General features: G+C 38.9%; 23 protein-coding genes, 1 tRNA gene and 3 pseudogenes. 11 read left to right on the forward strand and 16 right to left on the reverse strand.

Annotated features, from left to right (window positions below; translation table 11 throughout):
* The 3 genes from ACT3RM_RS04815 to ACT3RM_RS04825 form a co-directional block, all read left to right on the forward strand.
* A partial coding sequence (locus tag ACT3RM_RS04815) for an IS3 family transposase (RefSeq protein WP_024601065.1) occupies positions 1 to 477 on the forward strand: 477 nt, incomplete at its 5' end.
* A gap of 629 nt (positions 478 to 1,106) precedes the next feature.
* Positions 1,107 to 1,328, forward strand: a complete 222-nt coding sequence (locus ACT3RM_RS04820; RefSeq protein ID WP_076924062.1) for a hypothetical protein — start codon at positions 1,107 to 1,109, stop codon at positions 1,326 to 1,328.
* Positions 1,321 to 2,202: a site-specific integrase gene (locus tag ACT3RM_RS04825; RefSeq protein ID WP_441994905.1), complete on the forward strand. Its 882-nt coding sequence runs from the start codon at positions 1,321 to 1,323 to the stop codon at positions 2,200 to 2,202. The genes ACT3RM_RS04820 and ACT3RM_RS04825 overlap by 8 nt, the downstream gene beginning before the upstream one ends.
* A gap of 32 nt (positions 2,203 to 2,234) precedes the next feature.
* Here the strand turns inward: ACT3RM_RS04825 and ACT3RM_RS04830 are convergent, their stop codons facing one another.
* Both ACT3RM_RS04830 and ACT3RM_RS04835 read right to left on the reverse strand, forming a co-directional pair.
* Positions 2,235 to 2,750: a hypothetical protein gene (locus ACT3RM_RS04830; RefSeq protein WP_441994903.1), complete on the reverse strand. Its 516-nt coding sequence runs from the start codon at positions 2,748 to 2,750 to the stop codon at positions 2,235 to 2,237.
* A 194-nt stretch (positions 2,751 to 2,944) separates the two neighbouring features.
* Positions 2,945 to 3,021: transfer RNA gene (locus ACT3RM_RS04835), tRNA-Ile, on the reverse strand.
* 340 nt (positions 3,022 to 3,361) lie between these two features.
* Here ACT3RM_RS04835 and ACT3RM_RS04840 point away from each other — a divergent pair.
* Entirely contained in the window at positions 3,362 to 4,447 is a 1,086-nt protein-coding gene (locus ACT3RM_RS04840; protein ID WP_441994902.1) for a GGDEF domain-containing protein, read from the forward strand.
* Positions 4,448 to 4,552: 105 nt separating this feature from the next.
* Here the strand turns inward: ACT3RM_RS04840 and ACT3RM_RS04845 are convergent, their stop codons facing one another.
* The gene (locus tag ACT3RM_RS04845) at positions 4,553 to 5,737 is read right to left on the reverse strand and encodes an NAD(P)/FAD-dependent oxidoreductase (protein ID WP_441835720.1); all 1,185 of its coding nucleotides are present in this window, start codon (positions 5,735 to 5,737) and stop codon (positions 4,553 to 4,555) included.
* 310 nt (positions 5,738 to 6,047) lie between these two features.
* Here ACT3RM_RS04845 and ACT3RM_RS04850 point away from each other — a divergent pair, with 310 nt between their 5' ends.
* Positions 6,048 to 8,162, forward strand: a complete 2,115-nt coding sequence (locus ACT3RM_RS04850; protein ID WP_441994901.1) for a S8 family peptidase — start codon at positions 6,048 to 6,050, stop codon at positions 8,160 to 8,162.
* Between the two features lie 83 nt (positions 8,163 to 8,245).
* Here the strand turns inward: ACT3RM_RS04850 and ACT3RM_RS04855 are convergent, their stop codons facing one another.
* From ACT3RM_RS04855 to ACT3RM_RS04865, 3 genes are all read right to left on the reverse strand, one after another.
* Positions 8,246 to 8,719 carry a peroxiredoxin gene (locus tag ACT3RM_RS04855; protein ID WP_441993253.1) on the reverse strand — a complete coding sequence of 158 codons (474 nt, stop codon included), beginning with the start codon at positions 8,717 to 8,719 and terminating at the stop codon, positions 8,246 to 8,248.
* A gap of 245 nt (positions 8,720 to 8,964) precedes the next feature.
* The gene (locus tag ACT3RM_RS04860) at positions 8,965 to 9,444 is read right to left on the reverse strand and encodes a DUF721 domain-containing protein (protein ID WP_441993252.1); all 480 of its coding nucleotides are present in this window, start codon (positions 9,442 to 9,444) and stop codon (positions 8,965 to 8,967) included.
* A gap of 46 nt (positions 9,445 to 9,490) precedes the next feature.
* The gene (locus tag ACT3RM_RS04865) at positions 9,491 to 10,111 is read right to left on the reverse strand and encodes a MarC family protein (protein ID WP_441993251.1); all 621 of its coding nucleotides are present in this window, start codon (positions 10,109 to 10,111) and stop codon (positions 9,491 to 9,493) included.
* Between the two features lie 89 nt (positions 10,112 to 10,200).
* On the opposite strand from ACT3RM_RS04865, the gene ACT3RM_RS04870 reads away from it, so the two are divergent.
* The 3 genes and pseudogenes from ACT3RM_RS04870 (at position 10,201) to ACT3RM_RS04880 (ending at position 11,345) form a co-directional block, all read left to right on the forward strand.
* Positions 10,201 to 10,635 (forward strand): transcriptional repressor, encoded by a 435-nt coding sequence (locus ACT3RM_RS04870; protein WP_441835725.1) that lies wholly within the window; start codon positions 10,201 to 10,203, stop codon positions 10,633 to 10,635.
* 60 nt (positions 10,636 to 10,695) lie between these two features.
* Positions 10,696 to 10,820 (forward strand): annotated as a pseudogene (locus tag ACT3RM_RS04875) (chemotaxis protein CheX); the annotation flags it as partial.
* Between the two features lie 98 nt (positions 10,821 to 10,918).
* A pseudogene (locus tag ACT3RM_RS04880) lies at positions 10,919 to 11,345 on the forward strand (secondary thiamine-phosphate synthase enzyme YjbQ).
* A gap of 71 nt (positions 11,346 to 11,416) precedes the next feature.
* On the opposite strand, the gene ACT3RM_RS04885 reads toward ACT3RM_RS04880, so the two are convergent.
* The 3 genes from ACT3RM_RS04885 to yjgA all read right to left on the reverse strand — a co-directional run bounded on the left by ACT3RM_RS04885 (position 11,417) and on the right by yjgA (position 14,046).
* Complete coding sequence (locus ACT3RM_RS04885) at positions 11,417 to 12,490, reverse strand: phosphotransferase enzyme family protein (protein ID WP_441994907.1); 1,074 nt, start codon at positions 12,488 to 12,490, stop codon at positions 11,417 to 11,419.
* A 58-nt stretch (positions 12,491 to 12,548) separates the two neighbouring features.
* Complete coding sequence (locus ACT3RM_RS04890; RefSeq protein ID WP_441994900.1) at positions 12,549 to 13,418, reverse strand: nucleotidyltransferase family protein; 870 nt, start codon at positions 13,416 to 13,418, stop codon at positions 12,549 to 12,551.
* 103 nt (positions 13,419 to 13,521) lie between these two features.
* On the reverse strand, positions 13,522 to 14,046 hold the full coding sequence (gene yjgA, locus ACT3RM_RS04895) for a ribosome biogenesis factor YjgA (protein ID WP_441835728.1): 525 nt from the start codon (positions 14,044 to 14,046) through the stop codon (positions 13,522 to 13,524).
* A 132-nt stretch (positions 14,047 to 14,178) separates the two neighbouring features.
* Here yjgA and pmbA point away from each other — a divergent pair, with 132 nt between their 5' ends.
* The 3 genes and pseudogenes from pmbA to ACT3RM_RS04910 all read left to right on the forward strand — a co-directional run bounded on the left by pmbA (position 14,179) and on the right by ACT3RM_RS04910 (position 17,129).
* On the forward strand, positions 14,179 to 15,528 hold the full coding sequence (gene pmbA, locus ACT3RM_RS04900) for a metalloprotease PmbA (RefSeq protein WP_441835729.1): 1,350 nt from the start codon (positions 14,179 to 14,181) through the stop codon (positions 15,526 to 15,528).
* A 152-nt stretch (positions 15,529 to 15,680) separates the two neighbouring features.
* Positions 15,681 to 15,914: pseudogene (locus ACT3RM_RS04905) on the forward strand (IS66 family transposase zinc-finger binding domain-containing protein); the annotation flags it as partial.
* Positions 15,915 to 15,971: 57 nt separating this feature from the next.
* A complete protein-coding gene (locus ACT3RM_RS04910) occupies positions 15,972 to 17,129 on the forward strand; it encodes an HlyD family efflux transporter periplasmic adaptor subunit (RefSeq protein ID WP_441994898.1) in 1,158 nt (385 codons plus the stop codon).
* A 613-nt stretch (positions 17,130 to 17,742) separates the two neighbouring features.
* Here the strand turns inward: ACT3RM_RS04910 and ACT3RM_RS04915 are convergent.
* The 7 genes from ACT3RM_RS04915 to ACT3RM_RS04945 form a co-directional block, all read right to left on the reverse strand.
* Positions 17,743 to 18,909: a nucleotide sugar dehydrogenase gene (locus tag ACT3RM_RS04915; protein ID WP_441994896.1), complete on the reverse strand. Its 1,167-nt coding sequence runs from the start codon at positions 18,907 to 18,909 to the stop codon at positions 17,743 to 17,745.
* Positions 18,910 to 19,014: 105 nt separating this feature from the next.
* Positions 19,015 to 20,976, reverse strand: coding sequence for a polysaccharide biosynthesis protein (locus ACT3RM_RS04920; protein ID WP_441994894.1), 1,962 nt, complete (start codon positions 20,974 to 20,976; stop codon positions 19,015 to 19,017).
* Between the two features lie 325 nt (positions 20,977 to 21,301).
* Positions 21,302 to 22,306 carry an NAD-dependent epimerase gene (locus ACT3RM_RS04925; protein WP_441995856.1) on the reverse strand — a complete coding sequence of 335 codons (1,005 nt, stop codon included), beginning with the start codon at positions 22,304 to 22,306 and terminating at the stop codon, positions 21,302 to 21,304.
* A gap of 146 nt (positions 22,307 to 22,452) precedes the next feature.
* A complete protein-coding gene (locus ACT3RM_RS04930; RefSeq protein ID WP_441995062.1) occupies positions 22,453 to 23,619 on the reverse strand; it encodes a nucleotide sugar dehydrogenase in 1,167 nt (388 codons plus the stop codon).
* Positions 23,620 to 23,901: 282 nt separating this feature from the next.
* Positions 23,902 to 24,450, reverse strand: coding sequence for a sugar transferase (locus tag ACT3RM_RS04935; RefSeq protein ID WP_441995063.1), 549 nt, complete (start codon positions 24,448 to 24,450; stop codon positions 23,902 to 23,904).
* 15 nt (positions 24,451 to 24,465) lie between these two features.
* On the reverse strand, positions 24,466 to 25,401 hold the full coding sequence (locus ACT3RM_RS04940; protein WP_441995065.1) for a UDP-glucose 4-epimerase family protein: 936 nt from the start codon (positions 25,399 to 25,401) through the stop codon (positions 24,466 to 24,468).
* The gene (locus ACT3RM_RS04945) at positions 25,398 to 26,606 is read right to left on the reverse strand and encodes a glycosyltransferase family 4 protein (protein WP_441995066.1); all 1,209 of its coding nucleotides are present in this window, start codon (positions 26,604 to 26,606) and stop codon (positions 25,398 to 25,400) included. Before ACT3RM_RS04945 ends, ACT3RM_RS04940 begins: the two co-directional genes overlap by 4 nt.
* Between the last annotated feature and the right edge of the window lies 1 nt (position 26,607).

The following is a 26,607-nucleotide window of genomic DNA, read 5'->3' on the forward strand; positions in this document are numbered from 1 at the left end:
GCCACATGGAGTGGGTTTGTTTATGTCGCTTTCGTGATAGATGTTTTTTCACGATACATTGTAGGTTGGCGTGTATCAACGACAATGCACACAGAGCTTATTCTTGATGCGTTAGAGCAAGCTATTTGGCATCGTGGCAACCCCGAAGGGTTAATTCACCACAGCGACAGAGGCAGCCAATATTTGTCTATACGATACACTGAGCGACTTGCTGAAGCTGGAATTCAAGCGTCTGTAGGCAGTGTGGGTGACTCTTATGACAATGCATTGGCTGAAACAATAAATGGATTATTTAAAACAGAGATTATTCGCAGAAATGGCCCGTGGAAGAATGTTGATGCTGTTGAATACGCAACGTTAGAGTGGGTCAATTGGTTTAATAATCAACGCTTATTATCTTCAATTGGGTATATTTCACCAGCTCAATATGAAACAGACTACTATGATAATTTAAACGAGTCAGGTAAAGTGGCCTGACTTAAACAAACTGGTCTCCGATGAACTCGGGGCGATTCAAAGTTTAAATCGTTTTCTGCATCTGCTTCACCAATAGACATATGCTTCTTAAATATAAAATCTTGTTTAGGACTTTTCGCCATTCTATTTCCATATAAACCTAAGAACCTTCAACCTATATACTTTCACATGTTGAGTAAAACTTAAACTATGTTGATTAAAATAGCTTTAAAATTTGAATTTTTAAAATGAGGCATCATGAGCAATTGTCTCCTCTTTTCTGGGCTTCGCCCATACCCCGCTATGTAGAAGCCTAAAACAGGCTTGCACATAGCGGGGTATGGGCTCTTGAGCATCTTACACGCAGATTTTTATTTGCAGATTGAAATATTAATTAAAGCTGCTAATCTAAATGTTAATCAAGCCTTACGGGCAAGAAAAAAACAGGCGCTTTTCTGCTGCCTTCAACACGATGTTACATTCTCTGTAACCCCCATTTCAGAAGCTTTCAGCTTCATCATAAAACCAAGTCTTTTGATTTTTAGGCGCGATCAGTCCGAGCCTTACGCATGCGTAAAACAGGGGCGAATAGGCGTTAGCCGCTGAGCTTTATCAGCCAGTTTTTCTTACAATCACACCGGAGAATAACTATGACCTTTAATGCTAAAGCAGAAGCATTGCGCCTAAAAAATGAGAAAAAATTGATCAGTAAAAAACGATTTAAGCCATCCAAGCTCGATAAACATAAACAACGACTCCTAGCTCTTTACGAAGAAGATACGAATATAGCCAACCTACAAAGATGGCTCTTGCGTAAAGGAGTGAGAGTACATTGGACAACTGTAAAACGGTGGGTACAAAAGAATGGCTAAGTTCGCAAAACCAGAAACGCAAGCGGAGAAGCTGGCTAAAAACTTATACAAGCACAAAATTATTAAATCTCTAGGTACCGCTCGAAGCTATAAAACAGCACTTATAAAAATAGCTCGGTGGTCAAAGGATATTGGCATTAATGGTGTGCAAGGCATGAGTATTCAGGATGCTTATAAATACCTTGATTATCGCAGTGAGTTTGCAGGCCAAAAAACGTTAGATATGGAACGGCAAGCAATTCAAGCTATGTTTAAACTCAACGGCAAGCTTGGTCCTAAAGAAACACTGACTGTAATAAAATCCGAAAAAGAGATAATCGAAAAGTCTCGCGCCTACACTCCTGCTCAAGCTCATGCTATTAGTGAACATCAAACTAGAAAATATAATTTATCTACACAAATAGCCTACGCAGCAGGATTAAGAGCCCATGAGCTATTAACTATAGCCAGAGTATCAGAGCGAAAAGCAGATAGCCGTCCAGCGCTAGACAGCAAATGGCTTGGTCGAGAAGGTAGTATTTATACAGTGAAAGGCAAAGGTGGCCTAATCCGTGATGTACTAATACCTAACGCACTGGCTTCACAGCTAGAACAAAGGCGCTTAGCACAGTCTATTACCGTTCGTGATAGGGAAATTAACTACTTGCAACGTTATGATATTGGCGGTGGTCATAAATGGTCATGCTCATTCTCAAAAGCATCTAGTCGTACACTATTTTTTTCTAATGGCGGTCATGGCCTTAGGCATAGTTACGCACAAGAGAGAATGAATGAACTAAAAAACTTAGACTTTAATAGGGCAACAGCTCTCGAAACTGTGTCGCAAGAGCTAGGCCATTTCAGGGCTGAGATTACTGAGGTTTACTTGAGATAGAAATTCAGACCGTTAAATACACTTTTGTTTCGTTAAGTTTTGCAGAATTTTAAGTCTTTAAAATCTATTTCCTTTTTTTTCATTACTTTTGCTGACTCAAAGAAAATAAATAGTTTTTTCGATTTATTACTATCAAGAAGTTCCTTTTGCCCCTTCAAACTGAGAAAAGCAACTGATGTAGAATTAGGCTTTACCTCTCTATCTTCGTGCAAGAGATTAAATTTTTGGTTTGTGGCTGTAAAGCCACTCAGCGTATTGCCTTTAAAATCAGCTTGTAGCCTCCGATTCACTTGAGAAATCAGTTCCAAATCTAAAAATTTTCCATCTTCACCAACTACACCAAACCCCTCCACAAAACAACTGGTCTGTCCCGTATTTAAAATAGTAAGCTTTAATGCATCGGCTGGCCCATCTGCTAAAGCCATTAAAACAACACTGTAGTCAATTTCAAATTTAGGCTTACCCCGCCTGTAAGTAAAAGTTGCAAGGGTTGCTCCATACAGCGCAATTGTAAACATTAATATGTCTTTGATTAAAATAGTATCCATACCTGTCCATCCATTTAAAAATTAATTGTTCATTTCTAGCTTAAAACTTATAACACATCTTATATAAAAATTATCAACATGAAATAAAACTTAAGATTCAAGATAAACAATCCATCTGCTATAGTGAAAAGTAGCACAGAGGTAGCACAGGGTAATTTCGGTTAGTAGGTATTTACTTGGAAAGCTTGTAAAAGTGGTGGCCCCTCCCAGACTCGAACTGGGGACCTAACGATTATGAGTCGTGTGCTCTAACCAACTGAGCTAAGGGGCCATTTTATTAGTGTTTTCAGCTATTGAAAAACCAAATTTTGAAGCGTTTAATCTTTATATCGATTAAAGCGGACTGCAGTATAAAAAGTTTTTATCGCCTTGTCACTAGCAAAAACCTTTATTTTAGCAATCAACAAGCTAACTGCTTAAATAGTAATCGCAATGTGGCCAATAATGGAAAAAGAACCTCGCTAAAGGGGGCGATAATAAATCCTAGACAATCACTGAAATTAATAAATTCACTGTAGAAGCCACTTATTCCCTATAGAAACTATAATAAAAGCCTTTTATAAGTAATAATCATTGTATAAATATTTTACGAAATGAAGGAACATATTAGCATGCTATATTTTTGGTACAAGGAGCTCCAAAAGTACCCAAAAGATCACAAAGACTTTTGGCGCACAAAGTTAATAGCCCACACATTATTGGTGGCAACTTGCTATTTTGTAATTTTAACTCTACTAAATATCTTTTACTTTGCAAATTACGATATCGCTTTATTTGATGCTATAGGCCTTTGTATCACATTAAGTATTTATTCATGGTTTAAAAAAACAGATAAAGTAGATTTAGCTGCATGGGCTATTACGCTTATAATATTTAGTTTAATTATGATGTTTGTTATTTCTGCTGGCGGACGTGCACATACTTTATTTTGGGCAACCTTAATTCCCCCTTTAGCATTCTTTTTAGTAGGTAGAAGTTGGGGCAGTACTTTGAGTGGCATTGCTTTTTGTATTTGTGCTTACCTCACATATAAACAACAACAACTAATTATTACCATAGGGCCTGGCTCATTATTTAATGTGATTGAAGTAAGTATTGCTCATATTTTAATTTTTAGATTTTACGAAAAAACCCGCTTTTCAGCCTATCAGCATCTATCCACTCGCAATATTGAAATTCAGTACCTAGCAGAGACAGATAAATTAACGGGCCTTTATAATAGACAAAAATTCGATCATGAACTATCGCAATTATTAGCTAAAAGTGAGGAGCCTAAAACCTCAAATTGCCTAATGATTTGCGATATAGATCACTTTAAAAATATTAATGATACATATGGCCATTTAGTCGGTGATAGTATTTTGACCGAGTTTGCCAACGTACTCAAAAATAAAATGCCAAATAGTTCGCTGATAGCACGTTGGGGAGGAGAAGAATTTACTATTATTTTATCCGAGACTGATTTAACAAATGCAGCAGCACAAGCCTACGAACTAAAAAAATATATTAGCGGACAAAGGTTTGAAGGTTCATCTTTCACTATTAGTATAGGTTTAACAGACGTTCGCTCTGATGATACGGTAAAAAGCATACTAGAACGGGCAGATACTGCACTATTCAAAGCTAAAAATAATGGTCGTAACGCAGTCTATTTTAGCGATAATAACTGTAATATTTCTGTTTACCCGAGCACATAAAACAAGTTTCAGCCAAAAATTATTTAGAGACTTACTCACAAAGTAACTATGAGGCACTACGCTTTAGATAAGAAAATAGAAATAACCTAATGTTGTGCATTTTTACTAGCAATACTGCCCTGCTGCAAAACCACAGCTCCACGAATATTGAAAATTATACCCCCCGAGCCAACCGGTCACATCAGTAACTTCACCAATAAAATACAACCCTTGAGCTTTTTTAGCTTCAAAAGTTTTGGAGCTAAGCTCGTCGGTGTCTACACCGCCTAAGGTAACCTCAGCCGTGCGATAACCCTCAGTACCATTAGGTTTAATTTGCCAGTTATGAATGTAATTAGCGAGCTCATTTATTTGGCTGTGACTAAGCTGGTTTACATTGCAATCAGGAATTGCTTGGCTGTCGTGAAGTATTTCAGTAAAGCGTTTTGGTAAAATAGTCGCGAGACTATTTTTTAAAGATTTTTGCGCTTGGGTTGCTCGCCATTGGGCTATTTGCTCTTTCAAATCAAGATCTGGTAATAAGTTAATAGTAACTGCCTGCCCTGCTCGCCAAAATGAACTGATCTGTAAAATTGCGGGGCCTGATAAACCACGATGGGTAAATAGGATATTTTCTTTAAACTGAGTACCGTCTTCACTACTAACAAGACAAGGAATACTAATACCTGATAATCCTGCAAAGCGGTCTTTATCGTGCTGATGTAAGGTAAAAGGCACAAGTGCTGCCATAGTCGGTAAAACGTTTAAGCCAAACTGCTCAGCAATTTTATAGCCAATTGGAGTTGCCCCAAGTTTTGGCATCGTTAAGCCACCCGATGCAATTACCAGCGACTTGCAAGTAAATAACTCTTGTTCGGTTGTAACCTGATAACCATTTTCGATTTTTTTTACACTTAGCACTTCACTACGAAGCGCAACATTCACGCTTGCCCATTCGCACTCTGCTAATAAAATATCTACGATATCTTGTGCATTATTATCACAAAATAACTGGCCCAGTGTTTTATGGTGATAAGCTAAGCCGTGTCTGTCCACCAGCTCGATAAAGTCATGCTGGGTATAACGACTTAAGCACGATTTAACAAAGTGGGGATTACCACATAGGTAGTTTTCTGGACTGGCATTTTCATTAGTAAAATTACAGCGCCCACCACCGCTAATGAGAATTTTACGACCCGGTTTTTTACCCATATCAAGCACCGTGACATTGCGTCCTCGATACCCTGCTTGTGCTGCACACATTAAACCTGCGGCACCCGCACCGATCACAATTACATCTACTTGGGTCATTTAATATTCTCATCAAAAAATTTTTTAGATTATAACAAAATTTCTTTATTTCATCGTGTGTCAGCACTAATGATAAACCTAAAAAACAAAATAAATAAAATTATCCGCTTGATAAAAGCAATCCTTTAATATTAAAAAAAGGAAGTTGCAACAGAATTTATGCGTATTTAGCCATATACACATCTTGTTATAACCAAAGTAAATTCCAGTAGAAGTAAACGTTACTTCAACAGACTTAACATTTATTTTACATTCACTTACTTCCAGACATTCATCTAGAAGAACATATAACAATCTAGGGATAATTATTATGACAACAAGAAAAAGCTTAAAAAAGTGCGCCGTTGCGTTGGCAATGAGTTCATTATTTGCAACCGATTCTGGTATGGCTAATCCAAATCTAACCCCAACTATGATGGAAACAAGCGCGAAGCTTGAAGGCCAAAATGCTATCGGCACTCAGTTTATTATTAAATATAAAAATAATAATACTGAAATAATGACGCTCTCTGCAACAGAGCAACAACCTACTATGATGAACAAAAAAGCACAGAGCTTTGTTAAAAGCTTTAGCGGTAAAAAAAGCAACGTTAAAGCAAAGTATGTCCGCGCTATGGCTCTCAATAATCATCACGTTATGCGTGCAGACAAAAAGCTAACTGCAGAACAAGCACAAGAGTTCATGCAAGAAATGATTGACTCAGGTAACGTTGAGTACATTGAAATTGACCAAATGCTAAAACCTTTTTCAACACCAAATGATCCACGCTTTGATGACCAATGGCATTATTATGAGCAAGCTGGCGGCTTAAATTTACCTACAGCTTGGAATAGCGCAACAGGCAATGGTGTTGTAGTTGCGGTGCTTGATACAGGTTACCGCCCACATGCTGATTTAAATGCGAATATTTTACCGGGCTACGATATGATTTCAGATCTGTCGGTTGCCAACGACGGTAATGGTCGTGATAGCGATGCTCAAGACCCTGGTGATGCAGTTACAGCCGGAGAGTGTGGTAATAATGGCGCACAGAACTCAAGCTGGCATGGCACTCATGTTGCCGGTACTGTAGCTGCAGTAACCAATAATGGGGAAGGTGTTGCAGGCGTTGCTTATGACGCAAAAGTGGTTCCTGTCCGTGTGCTGGGTAAATGCGGGGGATTAACCTCTGATATTGCAGATGGCATTATTTGGGCATCTGGTGGCTCGGTTACTGGCACATCTGCCAATGCAAACCCTGCTGACGTTATTAATATGAGCTTAGGCGGTAGCGGCTCATGTGGTTCAACAACCCAAAACGCAATAAGCCAAGCACGTAACAATGGCACTGTGGTTGTTATTGCAGCAGGTAACGATAATGACAATTCAGCCAACTATAATCCGGGTAACTGTAATGGCGTGATTAATGTTGCATCGGTTGCTCGTAATGGTGGTCGCGCATATTACTCAAACTACGGCAATAATATTGATGTTGCAGCCCCAGGCGGCGCGCAAAGCTTTGCCAATGACTCTGAAGGTGTTTTATCAACTTACAACTCAGGTTCATCTTCACCTTCAAGTGATAGCTATGCCTTTTCACAAGGTACTTCAATGGCAGCTCCCCATGTTGCGGGTGTAGCTGCGCTTATTAAACAAGCGAAACCTGACGCAACACCTGACGAAATTGAAAGTATTTTAAAATCAACAACACGTTCCTTCCCCGCAGCGTGTGATAACTGCGGCACTGGTATTGTTGATGCAGCTGCTGCGGTAAACGCAGCTTTGGGCACTACAGTACCTCCAACAGGTAATGAACTCACTACTGGTCAAGCTAAAACGGGCTTAAGTGGCGCAACAAACAGTAAAACATTTTATACCATGCAGGTTCCTGCTGGCGCAAAAAATGTCACTTTTACTATGAGCGGCGGCTCAGGTGATGCTGATTTATACGTTCGCGCAGGTAGTGCTCCAACCACATCAAGCTATGATTGTCGTCCATATAAAAATGGCAATGACGAAGTGTGCTCAATCGATAATCCCGCTGCGGGCACTTACCATGTCATGTTAAATGCTTATCAAGCTTACTCTAACGCAAGTTTAATTGGTAATTTAACGTCATCAGGTGAGATAGGTTCCCCTCAAGCCGGCGGTACCACAATTGAAAATATCACCGCAAATACAGGCCAATGGAAACATTTTACTCTTGACGTACCCGCTGGAATGGCAAGCTTTACAGTGACTACATCTGGTGGCTCAGGGGATTCAGATTTATTCGTTAAAGTGGGGAGTCAAGCAACCGCGTCAAGCTATGATTGTCGTCCATATAAAAATGGTAATTCAGAAGCCTGTACATTCAGTAACCCACAAGCAGGGACATGGCATTTAAGTTTAAATGCTTATCAGACATTTTCAGGTGTCACACTTGATGCACAATACCAACCATAAATAAGGGCATTATTTAATTATACTTCCTTAGACCCTTTTATATTTTAGCCGAACAAGAGTTCGGCTAAAATATAGCCCTTAGCCTATAGCTTTTCTAAAATAGCTTCCGCACGACTCACTGCAAACTCTTTATCTTGTTCTATAAATAAACCAGTAACGGTTTGATCCTCAACAATCATAGCGTAACGAGCTGAGCGAATACCACCAAACCCACCAGTGTCTTTATCAAGCCCTAATGCTTTAGTAAAACTGGCATCGCCATCACCTAGCATAGCTATATGTTCAGCATTTTGTGCTTCGCCCCACGCTTTCATCACAAAAGCATCGTTTACTGATACGCAGTAAATAGCATCAATACCTTTTGCTTTTATTTTATCCGCAAGCGCCACATATTCTGGTAAATGAGCATTAGAACAAGTGGGTGTAAATGCACCGGGTACTGCAAATAGCACAACTTTTTTGTCACTGAATAAGTCTTCCGTGGTGTGTGTTTGCATGCCATCATCGGTTAGCTGGCTTAATTTAGCGACTGGTAATTTTTGATCTTGAGCAATCATATTATTTCCTCTTAGAGTAGTTAACGATGATAGATCAGTGTAATGCGGATAAGGCATTAACGCGATGCCTTTTAGATAAAGTAAAAAGTCACAATATAAAATCGCACCCACGATTAACCTGGTAGGAGATAGTTTTAACCAAGAAATGTATTGCGCTTGAGCTTTAAATTATAAAACTCTTCGCGACTAAAGCCACTCCTACAAGCGCCTATACAAAGATTTAGTAAAACATACTTCTTAAATGATTACCCTTTTGCGTGCTTTGCTAAGCGTTGTAATTTTTCTTTTAATGAAGGCGGTGCATCGGCTGCAATGGCATTGAGGTGTTCGGCTGTTTTTTCGCTCATTTTCCGCTTTTTAGGGGCAGCCGCTTGCGCTCCTTTAACACTCATTTCGGGTGCTAAACGTTGCGTAGCTTGTGGGTTAGCGGTAATTTTAACTTGCGCCAACTCCACCATACCTTGGCTGCGAAAGTGCGAAAGTATATCCATTTTTAAGTAATTTAAGCGCAGCGCAATAGGCGCTGATATCGCTTCAATCATTAACGTGCCATCTTGATATTGGCTAACACGACACTTTTTAGACAAGTTTGGTCCTAAAAAATCAGCAAGGGTATTTTGCGGCATATTCAACGCTTCGCTTTTACCTGCGTACGAAGCTAAACGACCCGTTAAGCCCGATATAATATCGTTAAGTGGCTTAGGCGCATATCTATCTTTAGCCATAACTCTCCCCTATTAAAAACGATTTAACCTAAATACACTCAGCTTATTAAGCCACCGTTTGCAAACCAAAAAAATGAGCGATACCATCTAATATATTAGTCACAGCTACTGAGCTTAATATTAATCCCATAATTCGGCTAACAATACTTGCGCCACTATCGCCAATTACTTTATGAACATGAGTCGCTAAAAGTAAAAGCACCAACACAACTAACAGCACTCCTAACATTATTGATGAGGTAATCGCTTGTTCAACCCACGTAAATTCATTATTACTAGTCATCAGTACAGCACCTAACATTGCACCAGGACTAGCAATAGAAGGAATCGCTAACGGAAAAACGGCTGTTTCGGTACTGTCGCGAACACTTTTAATTTCACTTTCAGGTTTACTTTCACCAAATATCATTGACAGCGCAAAAAGTAATAAAACAATACCACCAGCAATTTGAAATGCTGATAAAGGCGTTTTAATCGCGTTAAGCAGAAACTCTCCCGCAAGTACAAAAAACAATAACAACAAAGCCGAAACCGCTACCGCCTTGAGAGCAACTTTACGCTTAAACTTTTCATCATCACCGCGGGTTGCCGCTATAAATACAGGCACCGTCCCGATAGGGTCAATAACAGCAAAAAAAAAGATAAAAATGGCAATTAATTCGTTCATAATATTCCAAGTAAACGCTGCTTAATAAAAACACTGCAACTAGAATACAGTATGTTACCATATCCCCGTAACGTAAAGGATAAGAGAAGATGAATATAGAATCACTCGTTAGTAAGGCCAAAAATGTTTGCGACAATCGCGGTGCGCGGTTTACACCTATTCGTGAAAAAGTTTTCCGCTTACTTGCCAGCGCGCAAGGCGGTGTAGGCGCATACGATTTATTAGAGCAGTTAAAATTAACTGAAGCGGGCGCAAAACCTGCAACCATTTATCGAGCACTCGACTTTTTAGCTGAACTAGGATTTATCCACAAAATTGAAAGCACCAATGCATTTATGCTGTGCCATCACTTTGATCATATACATCCGGTGCAACTGCTTATTTGCGATGACTGCGGTTATATAAAAGAGCTGCATTCTACGGTTATTTCTCATGAGCTAAATAGTTTAGCGGCAGAAAGTGGCTTTATTGTTTCAGGGCAAACAATTGAAGCACACGGCAAATGTGGGAAGTGTAAAGATTAAGAGTTAGGTTTATAGTTAAACGAATATGCATAACAATGCAAAAGTAAGGGAAAAGATTTAATGAATGTAGAATTCATCAATCTTTTTTGTCACCTTTGTTAAACGTGCTTAGTACAATGGCACAAACCAGGTTAAAGCCTGGTAAGCCAAGAATAAAAAAAGATGAAATCGCTTGTGGCAACACATAAGGAGTAATAGGTATGGTAACCGACGGTGCAAAAACTTTAAGTCCATTCACTTCTGATGTAGGTAACGCCAATATAGAAGTAAGCTTCGATAAACTATGAGTTGGCATCAGCAAACCCTACAATTAAAACCTCGCTCACGGGGTTTTCACATTATTGATGATGAAATAATAGCTGCACTACCTGAAATAAAAAATTATAAGGTAGGTTTATTGCATTTATTTATTCAACATACCTCTGCTAGTTTAACAATTAACGAAAATGCCGATCCCACCGTCCGTATGGATATGGAAAGTCATTTTAACCACTTTATACCCGAGCGGCAAAGCTACTATCGCCATGATTACGAAGGTGATGACGACATGCCCGCACACATTAAAACCAGCACATTAGGTTGTGAGTTAAGTATTCCTATCACGAATGGCCGCTTAGCACTTGGTATATGGCAAGGGGTTTATTTAGGTGAACACCGCGACCATGGCACAGCTCGGCTGTATTATAGCTACTTTACAAGGGCAGGTATAAGCCTGCCTTAATAAAGAACAACCTTAACCTCGTAGGAGCGGCTTCAGCCGCGAAGCACTTTATGAAATGTATCAGATGTTACTTAAAATTGCTTTTAGGGTGCTTTTTTTGGCTATAATATCACGGTATAACGTGAGCTGGTTTTGTGCCCGTTGTAGGTTGTGTTTGGGATGCTTAATGGCGAAATAATTGTCGCCATCAATATAATCGGTTAAAAAACGCAGGCCAATCATAAAAGTCATTACTTTGGCGCCTAACCAAAAGCTTTGCTTTTCTTGCTCGGTGATCAACCCCTTTAATGGCTCAACATAGCCTTTTACAATCGCTTCAAAAATCTCTTCGCGAACTTTTACGTTATCAAGATTGGTTGAGTCTTCCTGCTCTGGCGAACAGAAGGTACGCACCATATCACCAAAGTCATAAAGCCAATAACCTGGCATGCATGTGTCTAAGTCAATCACTGCTTTTGCATCATGTGATTTATTACAAAACAACATATTATTGATTTTAGTATCGTTATGGCATGGTCTAACCGGCACATTGCCTTGCAATGCGTTAAGTTCATCAATTAAATCAAACTGCGATAAACAAAAATCAACATCCGCTTGGCAACTTGCTAAACGATTAGCAGGGTCTTGTTTAATAACGTCTTTAAACTTACTGGCACGCATAGCAAGATTATGAAAATCAGGTATAACATGATGAAGCTGCTTAGCGTCAAAATCCTCTAAGGCTACTGCAAATTGGCCAAATGCATTAGCCGCAGTTTGTGCTTGTGAAATGTTTGCTACTACGTCTTCACTATAACTACCGCCAATAAATTCGAGTGCGCGCCACACGCCGTTATCACATTCAACTAAAAAGTTATTATTAAGGGTTGGCACATGACGAATAATATCCAAATTATACTGACCAGCTTTTAACTTTCGGCTAAGGTGGCGTTCAATTAAGCAGGCATTACTAACTAACTGTTCAGGCTTCGGAAATACTTCGGTATTGAGTTTTTGCACAACTAACGATTTTTTAGGCGCACTTAACAACATAGTACAATTTATATGGCCATTACCAATGGGCTTCATACTGACTTGTTCATTACCAAGACCAAACTGCTGTGATAAATAAACCGCAGTTAGATTTGATTTCATATCTACTTCGCTATTACTTTGCCCAACGAGATCTGTTAAAGGCGTTTTTGGTGTAATTTCATCCATGGCGTAACTCATAAAGTTTACTTGCAACTTCCTGTAATTCTGACTTGTAAGTCACTCCATACCATGGCTCTTGAGCGGTATAAACAGTAACCGATTGATTATTATTTTTGATCGCATATTGAATTTGATTAGGTAAATAATACTCTTCTTTGACAGCGGTATCATACTTTTGCAAGAATTCATTAAAACCTGTAGTTAATAATTCAAAAAATTTAGGGGTTAACCCCCAAAAGCTCATAGAGCCTAATGCCCTTTGTGAAATAACTTTGCGTGAACTTGTCGGGCTATCGCCTATAATAATACCGTTTTCATTTTGAATAGCTAAATATTCAACCACGTCAACCAATAAGTTATTTTCGATTTGGCACACGCCACGGTTTACTCCACCTTGAAGTGATAACGTATCTAGAATCGGGTAGCCAACCATTGCCCAGTTACTGTGTTTTTTAAAGTGCTCGCTCAACAGTTTAAATGAGCTTGCACCATAATAATCATCAGCGGTTATAACAATAAATGGGTTATTTATCTGCGTTTTAGCACTAAGTAAAGCATGGCCGGTGCCCCAAGGCTTTGCGCGTTCAGCAACTAAATAACTAAACTCGGCGGGTACGTCAGCAATACGCTGCTCAACTAAAGTAACCTCAAGGTTAGCCGGTAAACGAGGTAAAATGGTTTGCTCAATCTCTGCTCGTACAGCTTGGTTGATTACTAAAACAACTTGAGTCACACCCGCTTTGTAAGCATCTGTAATACTCAGCTCCATAATAGTAAAGCCAAGACCTGGAATTTCAGCTATTTGCTTGTTGCCACCAAAACGGCTTCCTAACCCACCAGCTAGCACCACTAAGCTTAATTTATGCATTATGAACCGAATCGTTATTTAACTAAGAGAAATATTTTATCAGCTTTAATTTGAGTTATCAGTATTAACCGCTAATTCAAAAATCACTAAAGCTGATAATGGATTACATGATAGCGCCTTTAAGGTACTGAAATAATTCTCTATAGCCTCTGGCTGGTTTTTCAGCTTTAACTTCTTTGGCGGCGTTGCGCACTAATTGGCGCATTTTTTGTCGTTCAAGTGTTGGGTATTGCTCAATAGTTTGATTAATTAAATCATCACCCTGCTCAATTAAATCACTACGCAGCTGCTCAATTTTTTTAATTATCACTTCCGCTTGATTATTTTTATTCAGCATTATATCGATAAGCGCTTTAATTTCGTCGATGTTTTCAACAGTACGCAGAGTTTTAGCTATGTAATTTAAGTGGCGACGATAAGCATCGCTTTTGTTGCTAATTTTGTCAGCAACCACCATAGCCTCTTGTAAATCGTCATTAAGGGGTAAACGCTCACGCTGTTTTTTACCCATTTTTGCGATATCAGAACCTAACTGATGCAACTCTTGCGCGTCGCGCTTAAGTTCACTTTTTGATACATAGATAATTTCTTCTTCAATTTCAGCAGGTTTGCCTTTTTTCTTGGCCATGGGGCACTCTTATAATAACGTTAACTACAGCTATTATACGTTATTATTTTACTGATTAATATTAGCTGATGCTAAGCGTTTACTGTGTTAGCATTTACTTAAATTGCACGCAAGATTCGCCTAGGAAAGAATATGACCAGCCACCAGCAAGATCCTATTTATAATCAAATTAGCCAAGTAAAAGATGCCGTAGCCGAAGTACTTGAGCACGCAAAAAAACTGGGGGCAACAGGCGCAGAAGCCGCTATGTCTAGCACTTCGGGGCTCTCGGTTAGTACCCGTATGGGCGAAGTTGAAACAATAGAATTTAATCAAGACGGTGGTTTAGGTATAAGTGTGTATGTGGGTAACCATAAAGGCTCGGCATCAACAGCTGATTTAAACCCTAAAACACTGCGCACCGTGGTCGAAAAAGCCATAGATATCGCAAAGTTCACCTCTGATGACCCACATAATGGCATTGCTGATAAAGAGCTACTTGAGTTTGCTCCACTTGATTTAGATTTATATCACCCTTGGGATGTAACTCCTGAACAAGGTATGGAGTTTTGTCACCAAGCAGAGCAAGCAGCACTTAATGCCGATGACAGAATTGTAAACTCAGATGGCGCAGGCTTTTCATCGCACCAGGGGTTACGTGTTTATGGTAATAGCCACGGCCAAATAGTCGGCTTTCCGCGCACTCGTCATAGTATTAGCACCATGGTAATTGGTAAAGAAGGCGAAAACATGCAGCGCGACTCTGCTTATACTATATCGCGTGAGAAAAGTGATTTAAAAGATGCCGCGGCAGTCGGCCTTGAAGCCGCAACCGAAACACTTGCCAAGCTAAATAGTCAAAAGCTAGGCACAATGAAAGTGCCCGTTATTTTTAGAGCTGATATCGCCAACTCATTATTTGGCCATTTAGTGTCAGCCATTGGCGGTGGCGCATTATACCGTAAATCAAGCTTTTTACTTGATAGCCTATACAAACCCGTATTTAACCCCTGCGTTAATATTACCGAGCGTCCGCATTTATTAAAAGGTTTAGCTTCCTCTCCTTTTGATGCCGAAGGCGTAAAAACGCGTGATTGCGATATTATCAGCGGCGGGGAACTACGCACATACTTATTAGCGAGCTATGCTGGGCGAAAAATGAATATGACCCCAACTGGCCACGCTGGCGGTATTCATAACTGGCTCGTAGAACAAACTCATAACGATTTAACCGCCTTACTTAAAACGATGGGTACTGGATTATTAGTGACAGAGCTAATGGGTCAAGGCGTTAACACCGTAACAGGTGATTACTCGCGTGGCGCAGCTGGTTTTTGGGTTGAAAATGGTGAAATTCAATACCCGGTTAGCGAAATAACCATCGCTGGTAATTTAAAAGATATGTTTAAAGCAGTTGCAGGTATAGGCGGTGATATAGAACGCCGTGGCGGCATTCAAACCGGCTCAGTATTAATAGAACAGATGCAAATAGCGGGCTCGTAAGATATAACACTAAACACATTCTTGGCTAAAGCCATTTCCGACGGGTAACATAAACCACATAGGAGCGGCTTTATCCGTGAAAGAGTTACTCCATCCAGCCTTATTTAAGCGACCCTACATGGGTCGCCACTTTAATCAAGACGCACAAGACACCAAAAAAATTACCCCGTGAGCAAGTGATTCATAACATTGCCGATAAAGACAAACAGTGTGACTGCTATGGTAATGAACTGCATAAAATAAGTGAAGGTATCATCCAAAAGTACGTATTCATATCGCCAAAGGTAAGAGTCATTGAGCATATTAGCCCAAATTACGCCTGCCGTGAATGTGATAAGTCAGGTACGAATAAAAGTATCAAACAAGCCAAAATACCAAACATGCCAGAGTTACTACAGAGGGTGATTTTGATACTATTTTTGCACAACAAGGACAGATGAAAAATGAAACGTAATAAGCCTTGGTCTGATGAGAACCGCTTTCTTGGAGCACGCCCAGCGCTTTGGTTATGTACATTGATTGTTGCCATTTTCATTATTTGGGCTGCGTTTGCAGAAATTGACGAGGTCACTCGTGGAGAAGGTAAGGTAGTTCCTTCTAGTCGCTTACAGAAAATTCAAAGCCTTGAAGGTGGTATCGTCGAAGAACTACTGGTCTCAGAAGGACAATTGGTTAAACAGGGCGAACCCTTACTTCGTCTTGATAAAACACGTTTTTTAGCAGCATATCGTGAGGGGAAGAGCCAAGCATCGTCATTACTAGCATCTATCACTCGTTTGGAGGCTGAAGTGCGTGATAGCCCCACTTTAACCTTTCCTAGCGATTTAGAAATTGACGAAAAAGACCGCTTATTCGAACAAGCTTTATTTGCCGCTCGGCGCAACAACAAACAAGAAACAATTTCCGGATTAGAAAGACACATGCGTATTGTTGAAGATCAACTTAGTATCTTGCAACCCATGATTTCCTCCGAGTCAGTCAGTCAGATGGAGTTATTAAAGGTTGAGAAAGAACTGGAAGATCTGAAAGGGAAGATTATCGAAGTCAGTAACAATTATATGCAAGATGCGTACACCGAACTGACTCAAAAAAAGGCAGAACTCAATGCTCTGAACGAGTCATTGGTTCAACGACAGGATCAACTGACACGCACACAAATTACTTCACCTGTTAAAGGAATGGTAAATGATATTTTGGTAACCACTCGCGGAGGAGTGGTACAGCCCGGAGAAGCAATTCTATACATATTACCTATTGACGAGCAATTGCTGATCGAAGCTAAAATAGCTCCCAAGGACATCGCATTTTTAGCACCAGGAATGAAAGCTAAAGTCAAAATTACCGCGTATGATTTCTCTATTTACGGTGATCTCGAAGGCGAAGTGGTTCAAATCAGTGCTGATACCATTGAGGAAGAAACAGCGCAGGGCAAAGAATATTTCTATCAGATCCTCATTGCTACACAAGGCAATAACTTAGTCAAAAATGGTAAGAGCTACCCTATTCGTCCCGGCATGATTGCGAAAGTCGATGTGTTAGGAGGTAAGCGTACAGTATTAAGTTACTTATTAAATCCGCTCTTAAAAGCTAAACTAAACTAATCAACCTGAATTTGGTTTTAGAAATTGAACTAAATGTCAGCTCCAACCTTTTACGACGTGGTTTAATGGATTCGACTACTCCAGTTAAGAGCTAATCAACTTAACTGGAGGATCTCCACCTAGATATTGATGTTCCAGGGCAATAAGCGTTCAATGTCTCTGCCTCAGACTAAAAAAGCTCGTAAAGGAAATGCATGATGTAATCAAATGGCGTTAAGTCGTTGGACTTCGCAGTTTCAATTTCGCAGTTTCAATGATGCTGTATAGGTCACACACGCTATTGCGCCGCGCAAGGTTTAATTAAACACCCAGTTATTATTACAGCCAGTAATAAATGGTTTACTATCTTTAAAATAAGAGAGAAAACAACAGTAACCTTTAGCTGCCTTTCATCATAGTCGTTTGCAATATTTGATGTAATTGATAATGCATATCGTGTAGTTTGACTTTTAAAGCAAACTTCTACTTTGTTAAAGAAAATAAAAACCTTACAGCCTAAATTAGCTGAGCATTGCCACACTTTTAAACCTTAAAGTTGCACAACGCTCCCAATATAAAGTAACTTTAGCCTTTAGCTTCTTATGTCTAACGCTTTTTATTAAAACTTTATTCGTTAATCACTACCAAACAAATCACGTGTATAAACTTTCTCTGCAATATCGCTGAGCTCGTCAACCATACGGTTTGAAACCACCACATCAGATATTTGCTTAAATTCGTTAAAGTCTTTAATTACCCGAGAATGGTAAAACTCACCTTCATCAAGTACTGGCTCATATACCACAACTTCAATGCCTTTCGCTTTAATACGCTTCATAATACCTTGAATGGATGAGGCTCTAAAGTTATCAGAACCAGACTTCATCACTAATCGGTATATACCCACAACTTTAGGACCTCGTTTTAGGATAGAAGCTGCAATGAAATCTTTACGAGTGGTATTAGCGTCAACGATGGCACCGATAATATTGTTAGGTACATCGGCATAATTTGCGCGAAGTTGTTTAGTGTCTTTTGGTAAACAGTAGCCGCCATAACCAAATGAAGGGTTATTGTAGTGGTTACCTATACGCGGATCTAAACTAACACCTTGTATAATTTGCTTGCTGTTTAAGCCATGCGCTTCAGCGTAGCTGTCTAACTCATTAAAGTAAGCAACACGCATTGCTAAATAAGTATTTGAGAACAACTTAATAGCTTCAGCTTCTGTTGAGTCGGTGAACAGTATTTCAATATCGTCTTTGATTGCGCCTTGCTTTAATAAATTAGCAAATACAATCGCTCTCTCACTCTGTTCGCCCACAACAATACGTGAAGGATACAAGTTATCGTGCAGTGCTTTACCTTCACGTAAGAACTCTGGTGAAAATATTAAATTATCAATATGGAGTCGTTCTTTAATATCCTTTGTAAAGCCTACAGGAATAGTCGATTTAATTATCATGACAGCGTTTGGGTTATGTGTACCCGCATCTTTAATAACAGCCTCTACCGAGCTTGTATTAAAATAATTATTTTCTACATCGTAATCAGTTGGTGTGGCTATAATTATAAAGTCGGCGTTGGTATAAGCCACCATCTTATCTGTAGTAGCTGTGAAATTTAAATCACTACGCGTTAAAAAGTCACTAATTTCGATATCCACTATGGGGGATTTTTTATTATTTAAAAGCGCTATCTTATGTTCATCAATATCCAGCGCAACAACTTCATTATGTTGTGCTAATAACATAGCGTTAGAGAGGCCCACATATCCTGTGCCAACTACTGCAATTTTCATTCTATTCCCTAAAACCACTGGTTTCATTATCATTGAGTTTTCAACTTTAATCACTATCGGATCTCTATTTATACTTGATAGCCGACATCTGACACTTTTTCTTTATTATTTACTTAAATTAACAACATTGCTTACGCTTTCAATATTATCTTTAGATTCATTTTCAAGTCTGGCATTCCATACTAAATCACAAATACCATCAGTGGGGTTAAAGCCAGTTGGTGCATCGAGTAATAGCTGACGTATCTTTTCATGTTCAAAGTTATGACAAGCAATATCAAGCGCATCAATAAATACATTAAGCTCAGTGAGCGGCAGCATTACTTCATGTGCGGTCATTATACGTTCATGCGGTGTTTGCTCTACGTTATCGCCAATTAATAGCTCTTCATACAGCTTTTCACCTGGGCGAAGGCCTGTACATTTTATTTCAATATCACCATGCGGGGTATCATCTGTTTTAATTTCGAGGCCCGACAATCTAACCATTTTAGTTGCCAAATCACTTATTTTTACCGAGTCGCCCATATCAAGTACGAATACATCACCGCCCTTGCCCATAGCGCCTGCTTGTATTACAAGCTGTGCCGCTTCAGGGATGGTCATAAAATAGCGAGTAATATCGGGGTGAGTTAATGTTATTGGACCGCCTTCTTTTATTTGGCGGCGAAATAATGGTACTACTGATCCACTTGAACCAAGCACATTACCGAAGCGTACCATACAAAAACGTGTTTGGTGTTTGGCTCCTTGCTCTTGTGCTAAGCCTTGCAACACTAGCTCGGCCATACGTTTAGTCGCGCCCATTACATTTGTCGGGCGTACGGCTTTATCAGTAGAAATCAATACAAAGGTATCTACGTTAGCCTCAACAGCGGCCTTTGCGGCGTAGTAGGTACCAAATACATTATTACGAACACCTTCTACTACATTGTGCTCAACTAATGGCACATGCTTATAAGCAGCGGCGTGGTAGATGGTTTGCACACCAAAAGTTCTCATTACCGTTTCAAGGCGGTTTACACGTTGTACTGAGCCCATAATGGGGATGAGTTGAATATTTAGTGTATTGTTAGTTATGTATTCACCCAATTCTTTTTCAATTGAATAAAGGGCGATTTCACTGCGCTCAAACAACACTAACTTAGTCGGTTTGAGTTTCACTATTTGTCTGCATAGTTCAGAGCCTATTGATCCACCCGCACCAGTAACCATAACCACTTTATTTTCAATATTCGCAGTCATTAAATCAATATTTGGTTCCACAGGGTCGCGACCAAGTAAATCTTCAACACCCACTTCTGCTATTTCTGCAAGCTTTGCTTTGCCTTCAACAACGTCAGCCATGCCAGGCATTGAAAGTACATTAATAGTTAAAGGCTCTAATTGAGAGAGTATTTCTTTTCGGCGGGAGCGAGTTGCACTTGGGAGCGCTAATAACACTTTACTTACTTTACGCTTATTTACTAACTCGTAAATATCTTTGAAGCACACGACAGGTATGCCCTGAATTATTGAGCCATGCTTAGTTAGGTCGTCGTCAATAAAGGCCTTCACAAAATACTCAGGGCCAGCACCTAAGGCCGTTGCTAGTTGTCGCCCAGCAGAGCCTGCGCCATAAATAATAACAGACTCTTTATTACTGGTTGTCATTTTGCCAATCATCGCGCGAACCAATACACGTGATCCGCCAACGGTTAACAAACATAACCACGCAAATATAAACGGCATTGTACGTGGTATATCAATACCAATAAAAAAAGCGATTAAAACCAAGCTGATAGTTGTTATTACAGTCCCGAGTACAATAGCCCAGATCGCTTGCGAGTTCATGTACCTAAGTACAGCACGATACAGACCTAAACTTATAAATGTATATAAGCTAACCGGTATTAACACTGCTAATAAAAGCCAATTATCTAAACGCTGGAGTGGTTCAAAGCTATCAAGCCTCACAATAAGCGCTAGCCAAAACGCCAATACAATAAATAACGAATCAATACACAATGTAATAATGCGTTTTTTTGCACGCGATGCGTTTAAAATAGAGCGAATGAAACTATCCATAACACGTTCCTTTGTGGTGTAAATACTAGGTCAACCCTGTATCATGTGGGAATTAACAATATGGTAACTATACCAAATAACAAACTAGTGTAATTAGCTTTAAATAAGTTTATTTGCTGAGTAAATAGAAAAAATAAAATAGTAGCGCTTAATAGCAGCGGTTAAAAATTCCATAAATATCATTATTGGTGTAATAAATGATGGTGAAATGTGTCTCATAAATGTCTCAGCATGAGACACATTTTCAAATAACTACTTTTGGATTAGTAAGTTAAAAAATAGAAAAAAACCTCCCCAATATAATATACGATTGGAGAGATTGCGCTTACGCGCTGTAGAACTCTTTATACCAAGTAATAAACTCAGCAACGCCCTTTTTAATGCCTACTTGTGGTTTGTAACCCGTTGCGGCAAATAAGTCTTGGGTATCAGCATAGGTTTGGTATACATCGCCGGGCTGCATTTCACGGAAGTTTTTCTTCGCTTCTATACCCAACTCATCTTCAATCGCTTTCACAAAATCCATCAAGCTAATAGGTGAGCCATGACCTATGTTATATACAGCGTAAGGTGCTGAACTTGAAGCCGGCGTGCCTTGCTCTACAGTCCATTGTTCATCACGACCCGGTACTACATCAGCGATACGTACTACGCCTTCAACAATGTCATCTACGTGGGTAAAGTCACGCCACATATCACCATTGTTATTAATATCAATGGTGTCGCCATCTAATATCTTTTTAGTAAAGATAAACGGTGCCATATCTGGACGGCCCCACGAGCCATACACGGTAAAGAAGCGCAGGCCAGTTGTTGGAATATCGTATAAATGCGAGTAGCTGTGCGACATCAACTCATTGGCTTTTTTAGTCGCTGCATACAACGAAACTGGGTGGTCAACTGAGTCAGAAGTCTCAAAAGGAACTTTAGCATTTAAGCCGTAAACTGAACTCGATGAAGCGTAGATTAAATGCTTCACTTTTGCTTGGCGACAACCTTCAAGAATATTCAGATGGCCAACTAAGTTAGAATCAGCGTAAGCATGTGGGTTTTCAATTGAATAACGTACACCCGCTTGTGCCGCAAGATGAATGACACGGTCAAAATGCTCTTGCTCAAATAAATTAGCCATTGCTGGACGATCTGCTAAATCAACCTTTTTGCATTCGAACAACTCATGCTTAATACGTTCAAGGCGTGCAAGCTTAAGGTTAACGTCATAGTAATCATTTAAGTTATCAATACCGACAACTTGATGTCCTGCAGCAGTTAGTTTCTCTACAACCGCACTACCAATGAAGCCAGCTGCGCCTGTTACTAAATATTTCATAATAATCCTTTATATGTAAAAGGGTAAAGAGGTATCGAACGTCAAAGCAATAAAAACTAGTTACTAGCGAAGAGGCATTTAATTACGTAATAAGCTATGACTGATACATAAAACTGTATATCCAATTTATATAGCTAAGTAACTAATTAGTCACTACCAAATAAGTCGCGCGTATATACTTTATCTGCAATATCATTCAGCTCTTCTACCATACGGTTAGATACCACTACATCTGATATTAGCTTAAATTCGTTTAAGTCTTTAATTACGCGTGAATGATAAAATTCATTTTCTTCAAGTACAGGCTCGTACACGACAACTTCAATACCTTTAGCCTTAATACGTTTCATAATACCTTGGATTGCAGAGGCTCTAAAATTATCAGAGCCAGTTTTCATTACCAAGCGGTAAACACCTACTATTTTAGGTTCACGCTTAATAATTGAATCGGCAATAAAATCTTTACGAGTAGTGTTAGCGTCAACAATGGCACCAATAATATTATTTGGTACATCGGCATAATTTGCGCGAAGTTGTTTAGTGTCTTTAGGTAAGCAATAACCGCCATAACCAAACGACGGGTTATTATAATGGTTACCTATACGTGGGTCTAAACTTACCCCTTGTATAATTTGCTTGCTGTTCAAACCATGCGCTTCAGCGTAGCTGTCGAGCTCATTGAAGTAAGCAACACGCATTGCTAAGTATGTGTTAGAGAATAACTTAATAGCTTCAGCTTCTGTTGAGTCAGTAAACAGTACTTCAATGTCTTGTTTTATAGCGCCTTGCTTTAACAAATTAGCAAATACTTCAGCACGTTCACTTTGCTCACCAACTACAATACGTGAGGGGTGTAAGTTATCGTGCAAAGCTTTACCTTCACGTAAAAACTCTGGTGAAAATATTAAATTATCTACATTTAACTCTGTTTTAATATTTAGAGTAAAGCCGACGGGTACTGTCGATTTAATTACTAAAACTGCATTTGGATTATGTGATACTGCATCTTTAATAACAGCTTCAACTGAGCTGGTATTAAAATAGTTATTTTCTACATCATAATCAGTCGGGGTGGCAATAATGACATAGTCAGCATTTTTATACGCTGCATTTTTATCAGTAGTAGCAGTAAAGCTTAAATCACTACGTGTTAAAAACTCACTAATCTCGGTATCAACAATTGGAGATTTTTTATTATTTAAAAGCGCTATCTTTTGTTCATCAATATCGAGCGCAACAACTTCATTATGCTGTGCTAATAACATAGCGTTAGAGAGGCCTACATATCCTGTGCCAACTACTGCAATTTTCATTTTATTTCCCTAAAACCACTGGTTTCATTATCATTGAGTTTTCAACTTTAATCACTATCGGATCTCTATTTATACTTGATAGCTAACATCTAACAATTATTGTTTACTATTGCATAAAATCCCTTATACCTAGCTTAAGTCCTTTAACTTTAAAACTTGTATTTTTGCCTAAAAGCTTTTCCATTGATGATCTGACCTCGCATCTACTTTATAGGGGGTCTGATCACTTTTATCTTTAATCTTTTACCTTTCACCTTGTACCTTTAAACTTTTACCTCGCACCTATTTGATGCGATCCCCACTACCACTTCCGGTTACTGTCATTAATATATATTTAAAGTAGTTGCTGATAGTTAACGTATCGATCATCTCGCGATCTGTTTTTGCAAGTAACTCTGGGGTAGACATGTCAATTTCATTTACTTGAGCAAGGCCGGTTATTCCTGGGCGTACAGTAAATACATTTTTCGCGTCACGAGCTTGAGTTAACTCATCTTGGTTAAATAAACCAGGGCGAGGGCCTACTAAGCTCATTTCACCTTTTAGTACATTCCAAAGTTGTGGTAGTTCATCAAGCTTAGTTTTACGTAAAAAACCACCAAAAGGGGTTATTGATGCTGTACTTGCTAAGTGGCTCGCAACTGATGCTGTATCAACAGTCATAGTCCTAAACTTAACTAACGTGAATGGCTTTTTATTACGACCAACACGCTCTTGTGTAAATATAGGTGAGCCCGTATCAAACAAACCAATAATGTATAAAATCACTAAAAATGGTAAGGCAAACAACAAACCAAAAAGTGAAAACAAAAAGTCGAGTAAACGTATCATGTATAAATCCATTAATTATTTTGTTGAAGGTTTTTTAGCAGCCAATTTAAAACCATGTTCAACTGAGTATGGCGGTTTCCAGTCAAGGGTATTTTTTGTATGAGTAATGTCTAACTGTAATGAGCCAGTCAACCTATCGATAACATCGCTCTTGTTAAGCAATTTACCTGCTAATTTAAAGCACCAAACTGGCACTGGCAAAGCTAAATTTTTCTTGCCTTGCACTTTTGCCATTAAAGCAACCATTTCAGCGGTTGATAAGTCATGGTCATCACTGGCTAAAAACACTTGGTTCGCCGCCTTAGGGTGAGTAATACATACTTTAATTAAATCAACCAAATTATAAACTGACACTAAACTACGTTTGTTATTTTTCATTAACCTTAATGGTAGTGGCAAGCCTTTGCCCACAAAACGCATAAGTGAAGCAAAATTGGCTTTTACACCTTCACCGTAAACCAACGGTGGCCTAATAATCACAACTTCCATTCCTGTCTGTTTACCAAGCTCTAATAATTGCTGCTCGGCTTCAGCTTTAGATATTCCGTAGGGATCTTCAGGCTTAGGAACATCTAACGCTGTATAAGGGTTTTTACTTGTAGTACTTTCACCATTAACTTTTATAGAACTAACAAAAATAAAGCGCTTAACACCTGCTAGTGCTGCTTGCTTAGCTAAATTAAGTGTTCCATGAGTATTTACGGCCCTAAATTCATTAAGTGGATCACTAGCTGTATCATCCATAATATGGACTCTTGCAGCGCAATGCACCACAACATCAATATTTTCTAGCGCCTCGCTATAAAGTGAACTCGAGTCCAAATTATGCTTAAAAACAGTTCCAAAATTAGATGGCTTTCTTCCTAATAGGTTTAATTGATAATTGCCTTGCAATTGCTCTACTAAATTATTACCAACAAAACCTGAGTAACCAGTGATAAGTATTTTCAATGTAGCTCATCCGATGCCAATGCAATCTTTCGCGCTGCCTGCTCAACAGAAAAATTCTGTTTCAAAAGCTCGAATGAATTTAAACCCATTCGTTTACGCAATTCAATATTTTTCAAAAGCTCAATTGCTCCTCTGGATAGCTCCTCATCATTACCATTTATAAAAGCAAATCCGGATTCAGTATCATTAATATAATCAATTAAATCATTACCTGCATTGACACTACCTAATATAGGCAATGACTGAACCATGTAACCTAAAAGTTTACCAGGAAAATTATGAGCTTGATGGGTTTTTGCCAGAGAAAACAAACCGATGTCAACTTGGGTTAAAATTTCTTTATACTGAGATTGGTTAACCGAAGGTAATATTGTTACATTGTCTAATTTCAACTCGGTTTTTAATCTATTTATTAGTTCAAACTCATCACCTTGACCAACAAATAAGAAATGCGCTTCTGATCTACATTTCAATCTATCAGCTAGTCGAAGTAAATTAGCCATGTCTTGAGCGTGACCAATATTTCCACCGTAAAAAAAAACCACCTTATCTGTAAGATTATACTCCTCTCTCACATCTATCGTATAGCTCTCAAATTTAGACGGTACTAAACAAGCCCAATTTAAAAGTACTTCTGTATTTTTATATTGAGGATTAATAGAAGAAAAATAATCTATATTAGCTTTAGACATTAAGCCAATTTTGTTTGAGGCCTTATAATTTAAGTGCTCAAAATAGCGAAAATACTTAGCAATTAAAGAATCCTCTTTAATCATACCTTCGTCGATTACCCATTGCGGGAATAAATCTCTAAGTACTAAGTAAATATAAGTATCGTATTTACGTCTTAATTTATTTGTTAAGCCACCGAAAAAAATCGTAGGCGAATAATTTACACATAAATCAAATGGAGCTTTGTGAACCTCGGCCTTAATTGCCCCCCAAGCATGAAATGATAGTAAGCTTTCGTTTATTGCTCGCTTAAACTTACCAACACCACGGCGTAATCCTGCGCAAAATCGCCAAACGGTCACCCCATCAATAACCTCAATTATTAACTTTTTATTCTGTTCAGGTAACCCAGGCGTAATAACAACTACATCATGGCCTTGTTTCATGAACTCATGAGCAAGTTCATGAAACATCTTCGCATGTACTAATGTACTGCTAGGTAAGTAGTCATCGGGTAAAAGAGCTATACGCACT

This window comes from Pseudoalteromonas sp. AOP7-A1-14, from assembly GCF_052376275.1.
In the GTDB taxonomy this organism is placed as follows: Bacteria; Pseudomonadota; Gammaproteobacteria; order Enterobacterales; family Alteromonadaceae; genus Pseudoalteromonas.